This window comes from Citricoccus alkalitolerans, from assembly GCF_039528175.1.
GTDB lineage: Bacteria > Actinomycetota > Actinomycetes > Actinomycetales > Micrococcaceae > Citricoccus > Citricoccus alkalitolerans.
Genome location: NZ_BAAALH010000002.1, coordinates 255,079 through 270,745, shown reverse-complemented (window position 1 = coordinate 270,745; position 15,667 = coordinate 255,079). Strand labels below are relative to the sequence as shown.

The window sequence follows — 15,667 nt, the reverse complement described above, 5'->3', positions numbered from 1 at the left end:
TCAGCGCAGCAGTGCGTCGGTGTACTCGATTGCCGCAGAGCCGTGGGCAGCTACGGATGGCGCGGCGCCGCCGTCGGGATGGACCTCGGTCTCCCGACGCCGCAGTTCCACGCGGCGGATCTTTCCGGAGATGGTCTTGGGCAGATCGTGAAACTCAAGGCGGCGGATGCGCTTGTACGGAGCGAGGTGCTCCCGGCAGTGCTGGAGGATAGCTCGGGCCGTCTCCTCGTTCGGCTCCCAGCCCTCCGCCAAGCGGACGTAGGCCTTGGGCACCGCGAGTCGGAGCGGATCCGGGGAGGGCACCACGGCGACCTCGGCCACCGCCGGGTGCTCGATGACGGCGGATTCGAGCTCGAAGGGGGAGAGCCGGTAGTCGGAGGCCTTGAAGACGTCGTCGTTGCGGCCCACGTAGGTGATGACTCCATCGGTGTCACGGCTGACGATGTCGCCCGTGTGGTAGACGCCGTCGCGGAAGGCCTCAGCCGTCCGCTCGGGGTCTCCCCAATACCCGACGGTCAACCCGACCGGCCGCGGGTCCAGCCGGAGGCACAGTTCTCCGGTGTCGGGTGCTTCGGCACCGGTGTCCGGGTCGATGAGGACGACATCGTAACCGGGTAGTGGCCGTCCCATGGCTCCCGGCCGGACAGGCTGTCCCGGGGTGTTGGCGACCTGCAGGGTGGACTCTGTCTGTCCGAACCCGTCGCGGATCTGGGTTCCCCAGGCCTTCTCGACCTGGGCGATGATCTCGGGGTTCAGCGGTTCTCCTGCGGCCACCACCTTGGTCGGAGGGGTCTTGAGCTGGGTGAGGTCGGCCTGGATCAGCATCCGCCAGACGGTGGGTGGCGCGCAGAAACTGGTGACGCACTCCTTCTCCATCTGACTCATGAGTGCCGAGGCGTCGAACCGTCCGTAGTTGTAGAGGAACACGGTGGCCTCGGCGATGAAGGGCGCGAAGAAGTTGGACCAGGCATGTTTGGCCCACCCCGGGGAGGCCACGTTCAGGTGCACGTCGCCGGGTTCGAGGCCGATCCAGTACATCGTGGACAGATGGCCGACCGGGTAGGACGTGTGGGTGTGCTCCACGAGCTTCGCCTTCGACGTGGTGCCGGAGGTGAAGTAGAGCAGCAGCGTTTCGTCGGCGGCCGTCGGTTCGTTGAGCTGGAACCGTGTGGGGGCGTTGAAGGAGTCATCCCAGTCGTGGACCGGTCGCCGCGTTGACGAGCCGTCGGTGCGCTCGCCGATCTGGATGATCTGGAACCCGCCCGGGACATCGTCGAACTTGGGTGTCTCGGCGCCGGTGGTGACCACCCAGGAGGCCTTGCCCCTCTCGATGCGGTCTGCCAGATCGGAGGCTCCCAACATCACGGTCGAAGGGATCACCGGGGCACCCAGGCGGAAGCATGCCAGCATGACCTCCCAGAGCTCGATCTGGTTGCCGAGCATCACGATGGCCCGATCGCCCCGCTGGACGCCGAGTGCCGTGAGCCACGCGGCGACCTGATGGGAACGCTGCGAGAGGTCGACGTAGCTGCGCCGTTCTGCACTGCCGTCCTCCTCGACAATCACCACAGCCGGCTGGTCGGCTCGGGGCCCTGAGGCGATGTCATCGATCCAGTCCGCCGCGAAGTTGAACTGCTCGAAGCGGGGCCAGGTGAAGGATGCGTGGGCCTGGTCCGGATCGGTCCGGCAGGCCAGGAGCTGGTCACGGGCCTGCCGGAAGGTATCGGCGGCGGACTGCGTCATGGGGGACCTCTCTCAGTCACGGGATGAAGTGTGACGCCAGACTACTGATGTGGCGACGTCTCCCACAGGGGGATCCGGTCAAGGATCGAGCTGTGTGGGCGGCTTGGTGAGATGCCGCGTGGCTAGCGTGCGCGGGGGCCCATGATGCCGCAGACCGGGGCCGGCCAGGAATAGCTGGCCTGGTCAGCCGCGAGAAGGCGGTCATAAGCCGTGGCTACGTCGTCGGGGAACTCCACGCCGCGACGGCTGTCCAGGTCGACGTGCACCAGGACGGTCTCGAAAATGCAGGCGAGCAGGTCCTTCTCGCGGTCCATGATCAGGGCGACGAGGTGACAGACCTTGGAACTGCGTTCCAGGATCCGGACATGGGCAGTGACGGGCGTGCCGAGGTGCATCTCCTGCAGATAGGTCAGGTGCTGCTCTGCCGTGAAGACACCCATGCGGCGGTCGGCGCGGTAGTCGTCGTCGATGCCCAGCTCACGGACGATCTGGTCCGTCGACAAGCCGCCAAGGTCCAGATAGTGACGGATGTTCATGTGCCCATTCCTGTCGATCCAGTCCTGGTGGACTTCGTCTGTCCAGGACACCGGAACGTGGAGGACTTCTTCAGCGCTCGGAACGGCATTGACAACGGCCATCAAGGACTCCTCGGCGTAGATGCGAACGACTGGTTGCTTCGCGTCTGAAAGTTGATCAGACCGATCCGGGATGGTCCGGGCGGCCTTTCGGCAGAGTAGCAGTGACCACTTTCCATAGAACTACTGATCTTGCCTTCACACTCAATCGATTGGAAGACCTAGTAATTACTAGGGCGCCCTAGTACCTTGGTCCGCAGATCGAAAATCACCCCGTGTCGAGGAGAGCGCTCCATGAAGGTTGTCGTATTGGCGAAGCAGGTTCCGGATACCTGGTCGGATCGGAAGATCGATCTGGAGTCGGGGCTTTTGGACCGTGCCGCGTCGGAGCCGGTGCCGGATGAGATCAATGAGCGGGCGTTGGAGAACGCGCTGGCGTTCAAGGACGAGAACAAGGACACCGAGATCGTGGTGGTCACGATGGGTCCGGAGGAAGCCACGAAGACGCTGCGGAAGCTGCTGTCGATGGGCGCGGACTCCGCAGTCCTGGTCAGTGATGCGGCTTTGGCCGGGTCGGATATGGTTCAGACGGCGCGGGTGCTGGCCGCAGCGATCGAGAAGGTCGGGGGCGTCGATCTGGTGGTGGCGGGCAACGAGGCCACGGATGGTCGGGGCGGGATGATCCCGGCCATGGTCGCCGAGGTACTGGGGTTGCCGGTGCTGCCGGGCCTGGACAAGATCCAGATCGCCGTGGACAAGGTCTCCGGTGAGGCTGTGGTGGACGGCGGTGCCCTGCAGGTCTCCTCCGGTTACCCGGCGGTGGTCTCGGTGACGGAGAAGACGGCCGAGCCGAGGTTCCCGAATTTCAAGGGAATCATGGCGGCGAAGAAGAAGCCGTTGGAGAACTGGTCGTTGACGGACCTGGGCATCCAGGCCGGCCCGGAGGCCGCCTCGGTTCGGTCGGTGATGGTCTCCGCCGCTGCCCGCCCGCCGAAGGAGGCCGGGCCGAAGGTTGCCGATGATGGCACTGCTGCGGCACAGCTGGCCGAGTTCCTGGCCACGAACCGGCTCATCTGAGCCCGGCGAGCCCTGATCTGATCTGAGAACCGCACGAGACTTTTGAGCTGAAGGAAGCACGCACATGGCGAATGTTGGAAATGTACTGGTCCTGATCGAGACCACCGCGCAGGGGGCCCCGAAGTCCACGGCGGCGGGCCTGCTGGGCGCCGCTGCCGGCTTGGGGAACCCCGTGGCGGTGGCGGTGACCGCCCCCGGCCAGTCCGGGAACCTGGTCGCCGAGCTGGGAGCCCTGGGGGCAGCACAGGTCTACCTGGCCGAGTCGGAGTCCGCGGCTACCGAGTTGGGGTCCGCCGCCGTCGGCGCCCTGGCCGATGCGGTGCAGGCGTTCTCGGCACCGGTCGTGTTGACCTCCGCCACGAATGACTCCAAGGCCGTGGCCGGGCGTCTGGCGATCGTAACCGGTGGGTCGGTGGCGAGCGATGTCGTCGGCATCGCCTATGACGAGGAGGGCCAGGAGGTCGTCGCGTCCCATGCGGTGTTCGGTGGGGACTTCACCACCGAGTCCACCGTCGAGGGGGGCCTGATGATCGCCACCGTGCGCCCCGGTTCGATCGAGGCTCGTGCTGAGGCGGTGGCCTCCCCGGGGGTCACGACGGCATCGGTGTCCACACAGACCGCGAAGGGGGCCGTGATCGATTCGGCCAGTGAGGCCCCGGCCACCTCGGAGCGTCCCGCGCTGCGCGGGGCCAAGGCCGTGGTCTCCGGCGGTCGTGGGGTGGGCTCGAAGGAGGCCTTCTCCGTGGTCGAGGACCTGGCCGATGTGCTCGGCGCGGCGGTGGGGGCATCCCGTGCGGCGGTCGATGCCGGCTATGTGCCGCAGTCCTACCAGGTCGGTCAGACCGGTGTGACGGTGACCCCGCAGTTGTACGTGGCCTTGGGGATCTCCGGAGCCATCCAGCACCGGTCCGGGATGCAGACGTCCAAGACGATCATCGCGATCAACAAGGACGAGGATGCCCCGATCTTCGAGATCGCGGACTTCGGGATCGTCGGGGACGTGTTCACCGTGGTCCCGCAGCTGATCGAGGAGATCGGCAAGCGCCGCAACTGATCCCCGCGCCGCCCGCCTGCAGACCATTAAGCCATTAAGGCTTGCGGGTGGCGTAGGCCGATCCGGCCGCTTCCTCCCCGGCGCATCTGGCGCACCGTCATGATCCCTTCTGAAGGACTGAATACCACCATGAGCAGCGAGCAGAACCCGGGACAGCCTCCGGCACGGCGCCGCATGGCCGGATATACACCGCCGGCCAGACAGCCCGAGGCCCGGACCACCGACCAGGACGTCCCGGCCTCGTTGGAGGACCAGGTGCCGGAGTCAGGGGGCACAGGTACGGGAGCCGCGGAGCAATCGGAACCGGCGTCAACGGTCCCGGCCCCCGCTGCTGCGGCCCCGTCAGCACCGACGCGAAAGCGCCGGATGGGCAGCGCACCGGCTCCAGCCGCAGCCGCCACGACGGCCGCTGCCATCGGACAGGACGGGTCACCGGCGGGCCCGGAGACACCGGCCCATCAGCCAGCCGCAGGTGGGCCAACGGCAGCCACGACCGCTGCGAACGTGCCGGATGTTCCGGCTGGTGGCGCATCGAAGCGTCGCATGGGCGGCGCTCCGGCGGCCCGAGCCGCCACCCCGGCGGCCGACCAGGCGGTGCAGGCGTCCGAGGCTCCGGTGCCCGGGGCCGGCGAAGCGGCAGCGGTCCCGAAGAAACGGATGGGAGGGACCCCGGCTCCGGCCAAGACCCGTATGGGTGGCGCCCCCGCCGCCGGTCCGGCGGCTGCTTCCACCCCGGCGGCCACCGCCTCGACCGGCTCCACGCCGCCGGCCACGGTCCCCTCCGCTACGACCGCAAACCCCGCTGCGACCAGCACCGCCCCCACGTCCGGAACCGCCACTCGGACCGCCTCGGCCAACCGACCGGCGGGCAGGATGGGCTCGACCGGTGCGGCAGGAACGCCGGGTCCGGCCGGTGCGGCAACCCCGCCGAAGCCGGAGCGCCCGTGGGTCAAGCCCGCCGTGATCATCGGCTCCCTGGTGGTCGTGGCCGTCGCCGTGGTGTTGGGTGCCCGGTGGCTGCGGACCCTGGAGGGCGTCCAGGAGTTCATCGCCACCTATGACGGTCATTCCACCCAGTTGGAGGCGGCCCCGGAGGGCATGCCGTGGTGGATGGGCTGGCAGCACTTCTTCAACATGTTCCTGATCGTGTTGATCATCCGCACCGGCCTGCAGGTCCGCAACGAGCGCAAACCCCCGGGCTACTGGACGGCGAAGAAGGGCTCGTTCTTCTCCCCGAAGGGGAACACCCCGAAGAAGGTGTCCCTGACGCAGTGGCTGCACCAGTCCCTGGACGTGCTCTGGGTCCTCAACGGGCTGATCTTCGTGATCCTGCTGGTCCTCACGGGGCATTGGATGCGTATTGTGCCCACGGACTGGGACGTGTTCCCGAACATGCTCTCCGGGGCGATCCAGTACGCCTCGTTGGACTGGCCGACGGAGAACGGGTGGGTGCACTACAACGCCCTGCAGGTGGTGGCGTATTTCGTCACGGTCTTCATCGCGGCCCCGCTGGCGATCCTGTCCGGGATCCGGTTCTCGACCTGGTGGCCGGACAACGCGGAGAGGCTGAACAAGATCTATCCGGTCGAGTGGGCGCGGGCCACGCATTTCCCGGTGATGCTCTACTTCGTGGGCTTCACGGTGGTGCACGTGTTCCTGGTGTTCTTCACCGGGGCCCTGGCCAACCTGAACCACATGTACACCTCCCGGGAAGCCACGGATTGGTGGGGCCTGGTCATCTTCCTGGTGTCACTGGTGGTCATCGCCGCGGCCTGGTTCCTCACCAAGCCCCTGTTCACCACATCCATCGCCAACACCATGGGCAAAGTCTCCAAATAGCCTCCCTGTCCCGACCCGCGATCCGGGAAGGGCATGGGACCATCCTGTCGCCCACACCCCGGCGCGATACCGAACAAAGGACAGAGATCATGCTTCGCATCACTGAGGATCAGCAGGCACTCGTGGAGGTGGTACGCGATTTCGCCACCGAGCGGATCGCCCCGCACGCCCTGACGTGGGACGCCGAGAAGCATTTCCCGGTCGACGTCCTGGCTGAGGCGGGCAAGCTGGGCCTCGGCGGGATCTACGTGGACGAGGCCCACGGAGGCGCCGGCCTGGAACGCAAGGATGCCGTCCTCATCTTCGAGGAGCTGTCCAAAGCGGACCCTGCCCTGGCCGCCTACATCTCCATCCACAACATGGTGGTCTGGATGATCGACTCGTTCGGCTCGGACGAGCAGCGGGCGAAATGGGTCCCGGAACTGGTCACCATGGAGGACTTGGGAAGCTACTGCCTGACCGAACCCGGCGCCGGCTCTGATGCGGCGTCCTTGACCACCCGCGCCGTCCGGGACGGTGATGACTACGTCCTCAACGGCGTCAAGCAGTTCATCTCCGGCGCCGGAGCGTCCGAGTACTACGTGGTGATGTGCCGGACCGCGGACACCGGAGCCAAGGGCATCTCCACGCTCGTGGTCCACCAGGACACGCCGGGGCTCTCCTTCGGTCCGAAGGAGAAGAAGATGGGGTGGAACACCCAGCCCACGCGCCAGGTGATCTTCGAGGACGCCCGTGTACCGGTCGCGAACCGTCTCGGGGAGGAAGGCGACGGCTTCCACATCGCCATGAAGGGGCTCAATGGCGGCCGTATCAACATCGGAGCCTGCTCCCTCGGCGGCGGGCAGGCGTCCCTGGAGAAGGCCACTGCGTACCTCAAGGAGCGGACCGCCTTCGGGGCGCCGCTGACCACCAAACAGTCCCTCGTCTTCGATCTGGCCGAGATGGACATGAACCTCGAGGCGGCCCGCACGCTGTTGATGCGCGCCGCGGACGCCCTGGACCGGCAGGACCCGGACACGGTCCGCCTGTGCGCGATGGCCAAGAAGGTCGCCACCGACGCCGGCTTCGAGGCGGCCAACACCTCCCTGCAGCTGCACGGCGGCTACGGCTACCTGCACGAGTACGGGGTGGAGAAAATCGCCCGTGACCTCCGCGTTCACCAGATCCTCGAGGGATCCAACGAGATCATGCGGCTGATCGTCGGCCGCATGCTCGTTGACGGCTGAAAGGACACCCCATGAGCACCGATACGCCCGCCACTGACACCGAGCCCGAGGTCCTCATCCGCCGTGCCGGTCACCTCGGCCACCTGATCCTCAACCGCCCGAAGGCGCTGAACTCCCTCACCCACGGCATGGTGAAAACCATCAAGGCCACCCTGGAGACCTGGAAGGACGACGCGTCCGTCAACACCGTTCTCATCTCCGGCGCGGGGGAGAAGGGCCTGTGCGCCGGCGGAGACATCGTCTCCGTCTACCGCTCCATCACCGAGGGACATCCCGAAGACGGTGACGTGTTCTTCGCCGACGAGTACGCCATGAACTCGCTCATCGCCGAGTACCCCAAGCCCTACGTGGCCTTCATGGACGGCATCGTCCTGGGCGGTGGCGTCGGTGTGTCCGCGCACGGCTCGCACCGCATCGTCACCGAGCGCACCCGCCTGGGAATGCCGGAGACCGGCATCGGCTTCTTTCCCGACGTCGGCGGGTCCTGGATGCTGGCCCGCACCCCCTCGCACCTCGGAATGCACATGGCGCTCACCTCCGGTCACGTCACGGGAGCCGATGCCCTCGCTGCCGGCTTCGCCGACCACTTCGTCCCGGCCGCACGGCTGGAGGAACTGGCCCTTGCCCTCGTGTCCACGGGCGCGGACGAGGCGATCGCCGCCGTCGCGACGGCCGCCGATGATGTCCCACCAGCGCCGCTGGCCCAGCACGAGCGCTGGATCGAGTCCTGCTACAGCGCGACCACCGCCGAGGAGATCGTCGCCGCGCTGCAGGCCGACGGCGCCCCGGAGGCCGCTGCGGCGGCCGAGGCGATCCTGGGGAAGTGCCCGACCTCCGTGAAGATCACCCTGGATCACGTCCGCGGCGCGGCGCAGGCCCGCTCGGTGCAGGAGGTCCTGGAGGCCGACTACAGACTGACCTACCACCTGTTGAGGGCCCACAACTTCCCCGAGGGCATCCGCGCCCTACTCGTGGACAAGGACCGCAACCCGCAGTGGGAGCCGGCCACGCTCGACCAGGTGACAGCCGACGAGATCACCGCCCTGACCGCCCCCGTCGAAGGCCGCGGACTCACCCTCTGACCCTCTGAAGCACCCCAGGACAATTGCCAGGAGAACTGCCATGACCGAGACCAGCCACCGCAACGACACCCGCGCATCCACCGGGCCCCACCCGCCCATCGCCTTCATCGGCCTGGGCAACATGGGTGGTCCCATGGCCGCCAACCTCGTTGCGGCCGGTTACACCGTCCACGGCTTCGACCTCGTCCCGGAGGCGCTCGAAGCGGCTCGTGCCGCAGGTGTCGAGATCGCCGCGTCCGGGGCCGACGCGGTCCGGGCCGCGACGTCGGGCGACCGGGGACTGGTCATCACCATGCTGCCGGCCGGCAAGCACGTGCTCGGTGCCTATCAGGGCAACGATTCCTCGGAGGGCCTCTTGGCCGCCGCGGCCCCGAACACGCTGTTCATGGATTGCTCCACCATCGCGGTGGAGGACGCCCGCACCCTGCACGAGATCGCGACGGCGGCCGGTCACCGGACCCTGGACGCGCCGGTCTCCGGCGGCACCGTCGGTGCTGAGGCCGGCACCCTGACCATGATGGTCGGCGGAGCCGAGGTCGACTTCGAAGAGGTCCGTCCCGTCCTGGACGTGGTCGGCCGGAATGTCGTCCACTGTGGCCAGCCCGGCAACGGGCTCGCGGCCAAAGTCTGCAACAACCTGATCCTCGGCGCCTCCATGATCGCCGTGTCCGAGGCCTTCGTGCTCGGCGAGAAACTGGGATTGAGCAACGAGGCCCTGTACGACGTCGCCTCCTCCGCCACCGGCCAATGCTGGGCTCTGACCACCAATTGCCCGGTGCCCGGCCCCGTGCCCACCTCGCCGGCCAACCGTGACTATCAGCCCGGATTCGCCGCCGCCCTGATGGCCAAGGACCTGGGACTGGCCAAGCACGCGATCGAGACCACGGGCACCCTGAGCCAGATCGGTCTGCTGGCCGAGGAGATCTACGCGGCCTTCGCTTCAGGGCAGGGCGGCACCAAGGACTTCTCGGGGATCATCGAGCAGATCCGCGAACGATCCGGTCCCTCGGCCTGAGCCGGTCCCGCCCACCCCGACGCCGCAGACAGCACCGACCACCCACCGCCAAGGAGCAGCACGAGCCATGACTACCGACGAGAGCACTGACCAGAGCACGTACGAGACCATCCTGACCAGCACCGCCGGACGCGTCGGGACCATCACGCTGAACCGGCCGAAGGCCCTGAACGCCCTCAACCTGCAGCTCACCGAGGAACTGCTCCGGGCCGCCCAAGGCTTCGACGCGGACCCGGAGATCGGCGCCATCGTCATCACCGGCTCGGAGAAGGCGTTTGCCGCCGGGGCGGACATCAAGGAAATGGCCACCCACTCCTTCGCCGAGGTCTACACGGCCGACCTCTTCGGTGCCTGGGACCGGCTCGCCGCGGTGCGCACCCCGGTCATCTCGGCCGTGGCGGGCCATGCCCTGGGCGGCGGCTGCGAGCTCGCCATGATCGCGGACATCATCATCGCCGCGGACAACGCGACGTTCGGCCAGCCCGAGATCAAGCTCGGCATCATCCCCGGCATGGGCGGCTCCCAGCGGCTCACCCGGGCCATCGGCAAGTCCAAGGCCATGGAGATGGTCCTCACCGGCCGGACCATGGGGGCGGACGAGGCCGAACGCTCCGGCCTGGTGGCCCGCGTGGTCCCGGTGGCCGCCCTGCAGTCGGAGGCCGGCGAGCTGGCCGCCGCCATCGCCGCGATGTCCCTGCCGATCGCCATGATCGCCAAGGAGTCCGTCAACCGCTCCTACGAGTCCAGCCTCAGCGAGGGGCTTCTCTACGAGCGCCGGATGAATCACGCCTGCTTCGCCACCGAGGACCAGAAGGAGGGCATGGCCGCGTTCGTCGACAAGCGCCAGGCCACCTTCACCCACCGCTGAGCACCACACCCCTGAAAGAAGGACACCATGAGTGAAATAGTCCTGGACGAGCGAGCGGCCGGCATCCTGGCCGGCGTCGAGCAATTGCTGTGGATCGACGGCCGTGCCACCGAGGCCTCGACGGGCGAGTGGCGTCCTGTGCGCAACCCGGCCCGGCGCGGTGAGGTCATCGGCCGGGTGCCGGCCGCCGGAGTCGAGGATGTCGATCGCGCGGTCTCCGCCGCGCGTCGGGCCTTCCCGGACTGGCGCGCCGCCCATTTCACGGGCCGTGGGAAGGCGCTGCTGGCCATCGCGGACGACATCGAGTCCGAGGCGGAGAAGTTCGCGCAGCTCACGGCCTTGGACACGGGCAACGCCCTGCGCTCCCAGGCTCGTCCCGAGGTCGTCACCCTCGTCTCCCTGTTCCGCTACTTCGCCGGGGTCGCAGGCGAGTCCAAGGGCGTCACCCTGCCGGCGGGGGACCAGCAGCTGCAATACACCCGGCGCGAGCCGTTGGGCGTGGTGGCCTGCATCCTGCCGTGGAACTCGCCGCTGATGATTGCCGCGTTCAAGGTGCCGGCCGCCCTGGCAGCCGGGAACACGGTCATCCTCAAGGCCGCCGACGATGCACCCCTGACCATCCAGTACCTGGCCCAGGTCTGCCAGCGGCACGTGCCGGCCGGCGTCGTGAACTCCCTGACCGGGCGCGGCTCCGTCATCGGCAACGCACTGTCCACTCACCCAGGAGTGGACAAGGTCTCCTTCACGGGCTCCACCGAGGTGGGGCGCGGGGTGGCCGCCCAGGCCTCCGAGCGTCTGGCGCACCTGTCCCTGGAGCTGGGCGGCAAGAACCCGTCCATCGTGTTCCCGGACGCGGTCGAGGACGAGGGGATCCTGGACGGGCTGATGCTGTCCTCGCGCTTCGCCCGGCAGGGCCAGTCCTGCACCGCCGGGTCCCGGTTGTTCCTGCATGAGGACATCTACGACGAGATGCTGGACAAGCTCGCCGCGCGGCTGGGGGCGATGGTCGTCGGTGACCCGCTGGACGAGGCCTCGGACATGGGTGCGGTGATCAACCAGTCCCAGTTCGACCAGATCAACGGCTTCCTCGAGGAGGGACGGAACCACCCGGACCTCACCACCGTCCTCGGCGGTTCTGCGCCGACCGAGGGATCCCTGACCGAGGGCTTTTACCACGTGCCGACGATCTTCGGCGGGGCTCGGAACGATTTCCGGCTGGCCCAGGAGGAGATCTTCGGGCCCGTGCTGGTGGCCATCAAGTGGAAGGATGTGGACGAGGTCATCCAGATGGCCAACGAGTCCCACTATGGGCTGGCCGCCTACGTCTGGACCCACGACCTCGACAACGCACTGAACACCGCCCACCGGATCGAGTCCGGGTGGGTGCAGGTCAACCAGGGCGGCGGCCAGGTGGTGGGCCAGTCCTACGGCGGGTACAAGCAGTCCGGCATGGGCCGAGAGGCCTCTCTGGAGGGCATGCTGGAGGGCTTCACCCAGATCAAGCAGATCAACGTGAAACTGAGGAAATGAGCGTGGCGCGGAGCATGACACCGAACGACACCGCGGACAACGCCCTGCCCGACGCCGGCGTGGCACGCGCCGCGGTCGGCGCGGGGCTGCCGCTGGCCGGGTTTACCGTGATGGACCTGTCCCGGGCGCTGGCGGGGCCGTACTGCACGGCGCTGCTGGGTGATCTGGGGGCGGACGTCATCAAGGTGGAGTCCGCCAAGGGAGGGGACTCCACCCGCTCCTGGCCGCCGTTCGAGGACGAGCACTCGCTCTACTTCGACTCCACGAACCGGAACAAGCGGTCGATCGCGGTGGATTTCTACGCGGAGGCCGGCCGGACGCTGCTGTGGGACCTCGCGGTGTCCGCGGACGTGCTGGTGGAGAACTTCCGCCCCGGCGTGCTGGCCACCATGGGGCTGGACCCTGAGGCGTTGCGTGAGGCGAATCCCGGTCTGGTGATCGCCTCGGTCTCCGGCTTCGGGACCACCGGCCCCCTGGCCCAGGCCGCTGGGCTGGACCAGGTGGCCCAGGGGATGTCCGGGCTGATGTCCGTGACCGGACCGGACGCGGAGTCCCCCACGCGGGTGGGGGTGCCGGTGATGGACCTCTACGCGGGCGTTTTCACCGCCGTGGGGATCTGCGCCTCGTTGGCCGGCCGCGCCGGCAACGGTGGACAGGGCCATGGGGTGGGGACCTCACTGTTGGAGGCAGGGCTGGCCGTCTCGGCTTTCCAGGGCCAGAACTATCTGTCCACCGGTGCGGTCCCGGTGCCGCAGGGCAACGACCACCCGGTGCTCTCCCCCTACGGGGTGTTCCAGACGGCGGACATCCCGGCGATCATCGCGGTGGGGAATCAGGCGCATTGGGCCAAGTTCTGCGCGATCATCGGAGCCCCCGAACTCAAGGAGGATCCGCGCTTCGCGGTGGGGCGGAGCCGCTCCGAGCATCGGGCCGAGCTGACCGAGCTGATCGAACAGAAGCTGGTGCACCGGCCCGGGTTGGAGTGGATCGAGGCCTTCCGCGCCGCTGGCATCCCCACGGGGCCGATCTACACCTATGAGCAGGCCTTCGAGGACCCCCAGGTGCAGGCCTTGGACATGGTGCAGACCGTGACACGGACGGACGGCTCGGCGCTGCCGCTGCTGCGCGGGCCGTTGAGCATCAACGGCACCGCCACTGGCGTGCGCAAGGCACCGCCGGCCCTGGGCGAGGACACGTGGGCGGTGCTTGAGGGGCTCGGGCTGGACGAGGGCCAGATCGCCGGCCTCGTCGAGGCGGGCATCGTGCAAGCACACCCGCCGGCGGGCGGCCGGCCGTGAGCGCGGGGACAGCCCCCGGGGCCACTGAGCCCGGGGGATCGGTTCAGGTCTCCCAGCAGGGGGCCATCGCCACCGTGACCCTGTCCAATCCAGGGCGGCGCAACACCATGACGGAGGCCATGTGGCGGGCTCTGGAGCCCGCTTGCGCCCGACTGGCCGATGACGGATCGGTGCGGGCCGTCGTCGTGCGCGGGGCCGGAACCGACTTCTCCGCTGGGGCCGATATCTCCGATCTGCGGGCAATCCTGAGGGACGAGGACTCCGGGCGGCACGACGGCGGTGCCGTGGCCGCCGGCGAGGCAGCCCTGGCCGGACTGCACAAGCCCACCATCGCCGCCGTCGAGGGCTATTGCCTGGGCGGCGCCTGGCAGATCGCGGCGGCCTGTGACATCCGGCTGGCCTCCTCGGCGGCGACCTTCGGGATCACTCCGGCCAAGATCGGGATCGTGTACCCGACCGCCGGGATCGAGCGGCTGGTGCGCATCGCCGGGCCGGCCACCGCCAAGTACCTGCTGTTCAGCGGGGACTTCGTGGACGCCGAACGGGCCCGCGTCCTGGGCCTGGTCCAGGCGGTACACCCCGCCGAGGCCTTCTGGGGCGAGGTGGATGCATTCGCCGAGCGGCTCGCCTCCCGCTCCCAGCTGTCCATCCAGGCTATGAAGGACATTGTGGACACCATTGACTCAGCGGGCGGCGGGGAGCACGGCCGGGCGCAACTCGCGCGGGCCAACGAGCATTGGCAGCAACTGATGACCACCTCCGGGGACGCCGAGACAGGGGTCAAGGCCTTTCTGGCCAAGCGGACCCCGGAGTTCACCTGGAACGGCGGGCGAGACGTCCAGAGGCATGCCCGGCAGTCGATGGGGACGGGAGATCCCGCTCTGTGACGCCTCCACTCCAGCACGACCCCGTGGCGCAGGCCCGCCAGAACTGGGCGGATCACGGGTGGGAAGAGTCCGCCGACGCCATGGCCGCGGTGACCTCCCTGTTCCGTGCGCAGCAGATCCTCATGGCCCGGATCGATGCTGTGCTGCGCCCCCTGGACCTGACGTTCGCCCGCTTTGAGATGCTGACCCTGCTGGGGTTCTCCCGGACGGGGGCGATGCCGCTGGCCAAGGCCTCGAGCCGGCTCCAGGTCCACCCCACTTCGGTCACCAACACCGTGGAGCGCTTGGGGCAGGCCGGTCTCGTGGAGCGGCGGCCCCACCCCACGGATGGCCGGGCGAATCTCATCGCCATCACTCCACAGGGCCGCGACGTGGCACTGCAGGCGGCCCGGGAGCTCAACCGGCAGGTCTTCACCGACCTCGGTCTGCCCGAGGGCGTGCTGGCCGACCTCAACCGCATCCTCGGGGCGTTTCGCTATGCCGCCGGGGACTTCTCCGAACCCAGTCCTTTGGCGGGGGGTCCTGCCGGCAGACGGCTCAGTGACGGTGGCCCAGCTGGAAGCCCCTTCTCCGGAGGCCCCGTCTCCGGAGCCGCCGGGGAAGGCGCGGAGGAGGGGACAAGGACGCCGGCCGGCCCGGCTGATGTGGCGAGCCCGGCCCCTGAGGAGGCTGCGTCCACACCAGCACGCCCCAAGAAGCGGAGGTTGCCGAGAGCATAGGGCATCCGGCCGTCCGCTGGGTTCAAGGACACGCCCCTGATTTGTTTTCTGAAAGAAATAATGAGAAAATGAATAGGTCAATTTCCGGTGGCGGGCCTCCGCCTGCCCCGGTGGCGGTTCGGTGTAAGCAACAGGAAGGTGCATCCCACCCATGCGTCTGGTTCCCGGTCAGTTTGTTGTCCATCCTCACCACGGCCCCGCGATCGTCCTCGATCGCCAGGTCCGGCAATTGAAGGGTAAGGACGTCGCGTATGTGGAACTGGAAATCCAGGACAAGGGATTGCGCATCTCCGTTCCCGAATCGATGGTCAAGGACATCGGTGTCCGCGATGTCAGCAGCCACACCCAGGTCCGCAAGCTGATGTCCCTTCTGGCGAAGCCGAGCGAGTACGTCGAGGAGCAGTGGTCCCGCCGGCTGAAGGCCTTCCAGGAGAAGTTGGCGACCGGGGACCTGCCCCGCGTGGCCGAAGTGGTCCGCGACCTGCACCGCCGTCAGGCCGAGAAGGACCTGTCCATGGCTGAGCGCACCCTGTACCGCGATGCCGTGGAGATCCTCGCGGCCGAGGTCGCCATCGTCCTGGACATCTCCGTGGTCGAGGCCGAGGACGTCATGGTCCAGGCCATCGACGGCACACCGCTGAAGGACCTGGGCCTGGACCGCGGCAAGGACTCCAAGCAGGCCGCCTGACCCCCGGGCGACCCCGCGGTGAGAAGAGGCCCGTTTCGCGCTCCGATGGGGCGTGAAGCGGGCCTT

The 15,667-nt window shown here is 68.1% G+C and carries 14 protein-coding genes; 12 read left to right on the top strand and 2 right to left on the bottom strand.

Going from position 1 to position 15,667, the window contains the following annotated elements; genetic code table 11:
- Together ABD134_RS07120 and ABD134_RS07115 are read right to left on the bottom strand one after the other, a co-directional pair.
- Entirely contained in the window at window positions 1-1,743 is a 1,743-nt protein-coding gene (locus ABD134_RS07120; RefSeq protein WP_344228131.1) for an AMP-binding protein, read from the bottom strand.
- Between the two features lie 122 nt (window positions 1,744-1,865).
- Window positions 1,866-2,381: a thioesterase family protein gene (locus ABD134_RS07115; RefSeq protein WP_344228129.1), complete on the bottom strand. Its 516-nt coding sequence runs from the start codon at window positions 2,379-2,381 to the stop codon at window positions 1,866-1,868.
- 231 nt (window positions 2,382-2,612) lie between these two features.
- On the opposite strand from ABD134_RS07115, the gene ABD134_RS07110 reads away from it, so the two are divergent.
- The 12 genes from ABD134_RS07110 (at window position 2,613) to ABD134_RS07055 (ending at window position 15,601) form a co-directional block, all read left to right on the top strand.
- Window positions 2,613-3,395: an electron transfer flavoprotein subunit beta/FixA family protein gene (locus tag ABD134_RS07110; protein WP_344228127.1), complete on the top strand. Its 783-nt coding sequence runs from the start codon at window positions 2,613-2,615 to the stop codon at window positions 3,393-3,395.
- A 64-nt stretch (window positions 3,396-3,459) separates the two neighbouring features.
- The gene (locus tag ABD134_RS07105) at window positions 3,460-4,449 is read left to right on the top strand and encodes an electron transfer flavoprotein subunit alpha/FixB family protein (RefSeq protein ID WP_344228125.1); all 990 of its coding nucleotides are present in this window, start codon (window positions 3,460-3,462) and stop codon (window positions 4,447-4,449) included.
- A 129-nt stretch (window positions 4,450-4,578) separates the two neighbouring features.
- A complete protein-coding gene (locus tag ABD134_RS07100; RefSeq protein WP_344228123.1) occupies window positions 4,579-6,288 on the top strand; it encodes a cytochrome b/b6 domain-containing protein in 1,710 nt (569 codons plus the stop codon).
- An 89-nt stretch (window positions 6,289-6,377) separates the two neighbouring features.
- Complete coding sequence (locus ABD134_RS07095; RefSeq protein ID WP_344228121.1) at window positions 6,378-7,514, top strand: acyl-CoA dehydrogenase family protein; 1,137 nt, start codon at window positions 6,378-6,380, stop codon at window positions 7,512-7,514.
- Window positions 7,515-7,525: 11 nt separating this feature from the next.
- Entirely contained in the window at window positions 7,526-8,596 is a 1,071-nt protein-coding gene (locus tag ABD134_RS07090; RefSeq protein WP_344228119.1) for an enoyl-CoA hydratase/isomerase family protein, read from the top strand.
- Window positions 8,597-8,636: 40 nt separating this feature from the next.
- The gene (mmsB, locus tag ABD134_RS07085) at window positions 8,637-9,611 is read left to right on the top strand and encodes a 3-hydroxyisobutyrate dehydrogenase (RefSeq protein ID WP_344228117.1); all 975 of its coding nucleotides are present in this window, start codon (window positions 8,637-8,639) and stop codon (window positions 9,609-9,611) included.
- Between the two features lie 67 nt (window positions 9,612-9,678).
- Complete coding sequence (locus ABD134_RS07080) at window positions 9,679-10,479, top strand: enoyl-CoA hydratase (protein WP_344228115.1); 801 nt, start codon at window positions 9,679-9,681, stop codon at window positions 10,477-10,479.
- Between the two features lie 27 nt (window positions 10,480-10,506).
- On the top strand, window positions 10,507-12,009 hold the full coding sequence (locus ABD134_RS07075; protein ID WP_344228113.1) for an aldehyde dehydrogenase family protein: 1,503 nt from the start codon (window positions 10,507-10,509) through the stop codon (window positions 12,007-12,009).
- A 14-nt stretch (window positions 12,010-12,023) separates the two neighbouring features.
- The gene (locus ABD134_RS07070; RefSeq protein WP_344228111.1) at window positions 12,024-13,307 is read left to right on the top strand and encodes a CaiB/BaiF CoA transferase family protein; all 1,284 of its coding nucleotides are present in this window, start codon (window positions 12,024-12,026) and stop codon (window positions 13,305-13,307) included.
- Entirely contained in the window at window positions 13,304-14,194 is an 891-nt protein-coding gene (locus tag ABD134_RS07065) for an enoyl-CoA hydratase/isomerase family protein (protein ID WP_344228109.1), read from the top strand. Before ABD134_RS07070 ends, ABD134_RS07065 begins: the two co-directional genes overlap by 4 nt.
- Window positions 14,191-14,913, top strand: a complete 723-nt coding sequence (locus ABD134_RS07060; RefSeq protein ID WP_344228107.1) for a MarR family winged helix-turn-helix transcriptional regulator — start codon at window positions 14,191-14,193, stop codon at window positions 14,911-14,913. The genes ABD134_RS07065 and ABD134_RS07060 overlap by 4 nt, the downstream gene beginning before the upstream one ends.
- 151 nt (window positions 14,914-15,064) lie before the next feature.
- A complete protein-coding gene (locus ABD134_RS07055; RefSeq protein ID WP_344228105.1) occupies window positions 15,065-15,601 on the top strand; it encodes a CarD family transcriptional regulator in 537 nt (178 codons plus the stop codon).
- The last annotated feature ends 66 nt before the right edge of the window (window positions 15,602-15,667 follow it).

Coding starts and splice junctions, on each gene's coding strand:
- ABD134_RS07120 (WP_344228131.1), bottom strand. CDS start 1,743: ATGACGCAGTCCGCCGCCGATACCTTCCGGCAGGCCCGTGACCAGCTC.
- ABD134_RS07115 (WP_344228129.1), bottom strand. CDS start 2,381: ATGGCCGTTGTCAATGCCGTTCCGAGCGCTGAAGAAGTCCTCCACGTT.
- ABD134_RS07110 (WP_344228127.1), top strand. CDS start 2,613: ATGAAGGTTGTCGTATTGGCGAAGCAGGTTCCGGATACCTGGTCGGAT.
- ABD134_RS07105 (WP_344228125.1), top strand. CDS start 3,460: ATGGCGAATGTTGGAAATGTACTGGTCCTGATCGAGACCACCGCGCAG.
- ABD134_RS07100 (WP_344228123.1), top strand. CDS start 4,579: ATGAGCAGCGAGCAGAACCCGGGACAGCCTCCGGCACGGCGCCGCATG.
- ABD134_RS07095 (WP_344228121.1), top strand. CDS start 6,378: ATGCTTCGCATCACTGAGGATCAGCAGGCACTCGTGGAGGTGGTACGC.
- ABD134_RS07090 (WP_344228119.1), top strand. CDS start 7,526: ATGAGCACCGATACGCCCGCCACTGACACCGAGCCCGAGGTCCTCATC.
- mmsB (WP_344228117.1), top strand. CDS start 8,637: ATGACCGAGACCAGCCACCGCAACGACACCCGCGCATCCACCGGGCCC.
- ABD134_RS07080 (WP_344228115.1), top strand. CDS start 9,679: ATGACTACCGACGAGAGCACTGACCAGAGCACGTACGAGACCATCCTG.
- ABD134_RS07075 (WP_344228113.1), top strand. CDS start 10,507: ATGAGTGAAATAGTCCTGGACGAGCGAGCGGCCGGCATCCTGGCCGGC.
- ABD134_RS07070 (WP_344228111.1), top strand. CDS start 12,024: ATGACACCGAACGACACCGCGGACAACGCCCTGCCCGACGCCGGCGTG.
- ABD134_RS07055 (WP_344228105.1), top strand. CDS start 15,065: ATGCGTCTGGTTCCCGGTCAGTTTGTTGTCCATCCTCACCACGGCCCC.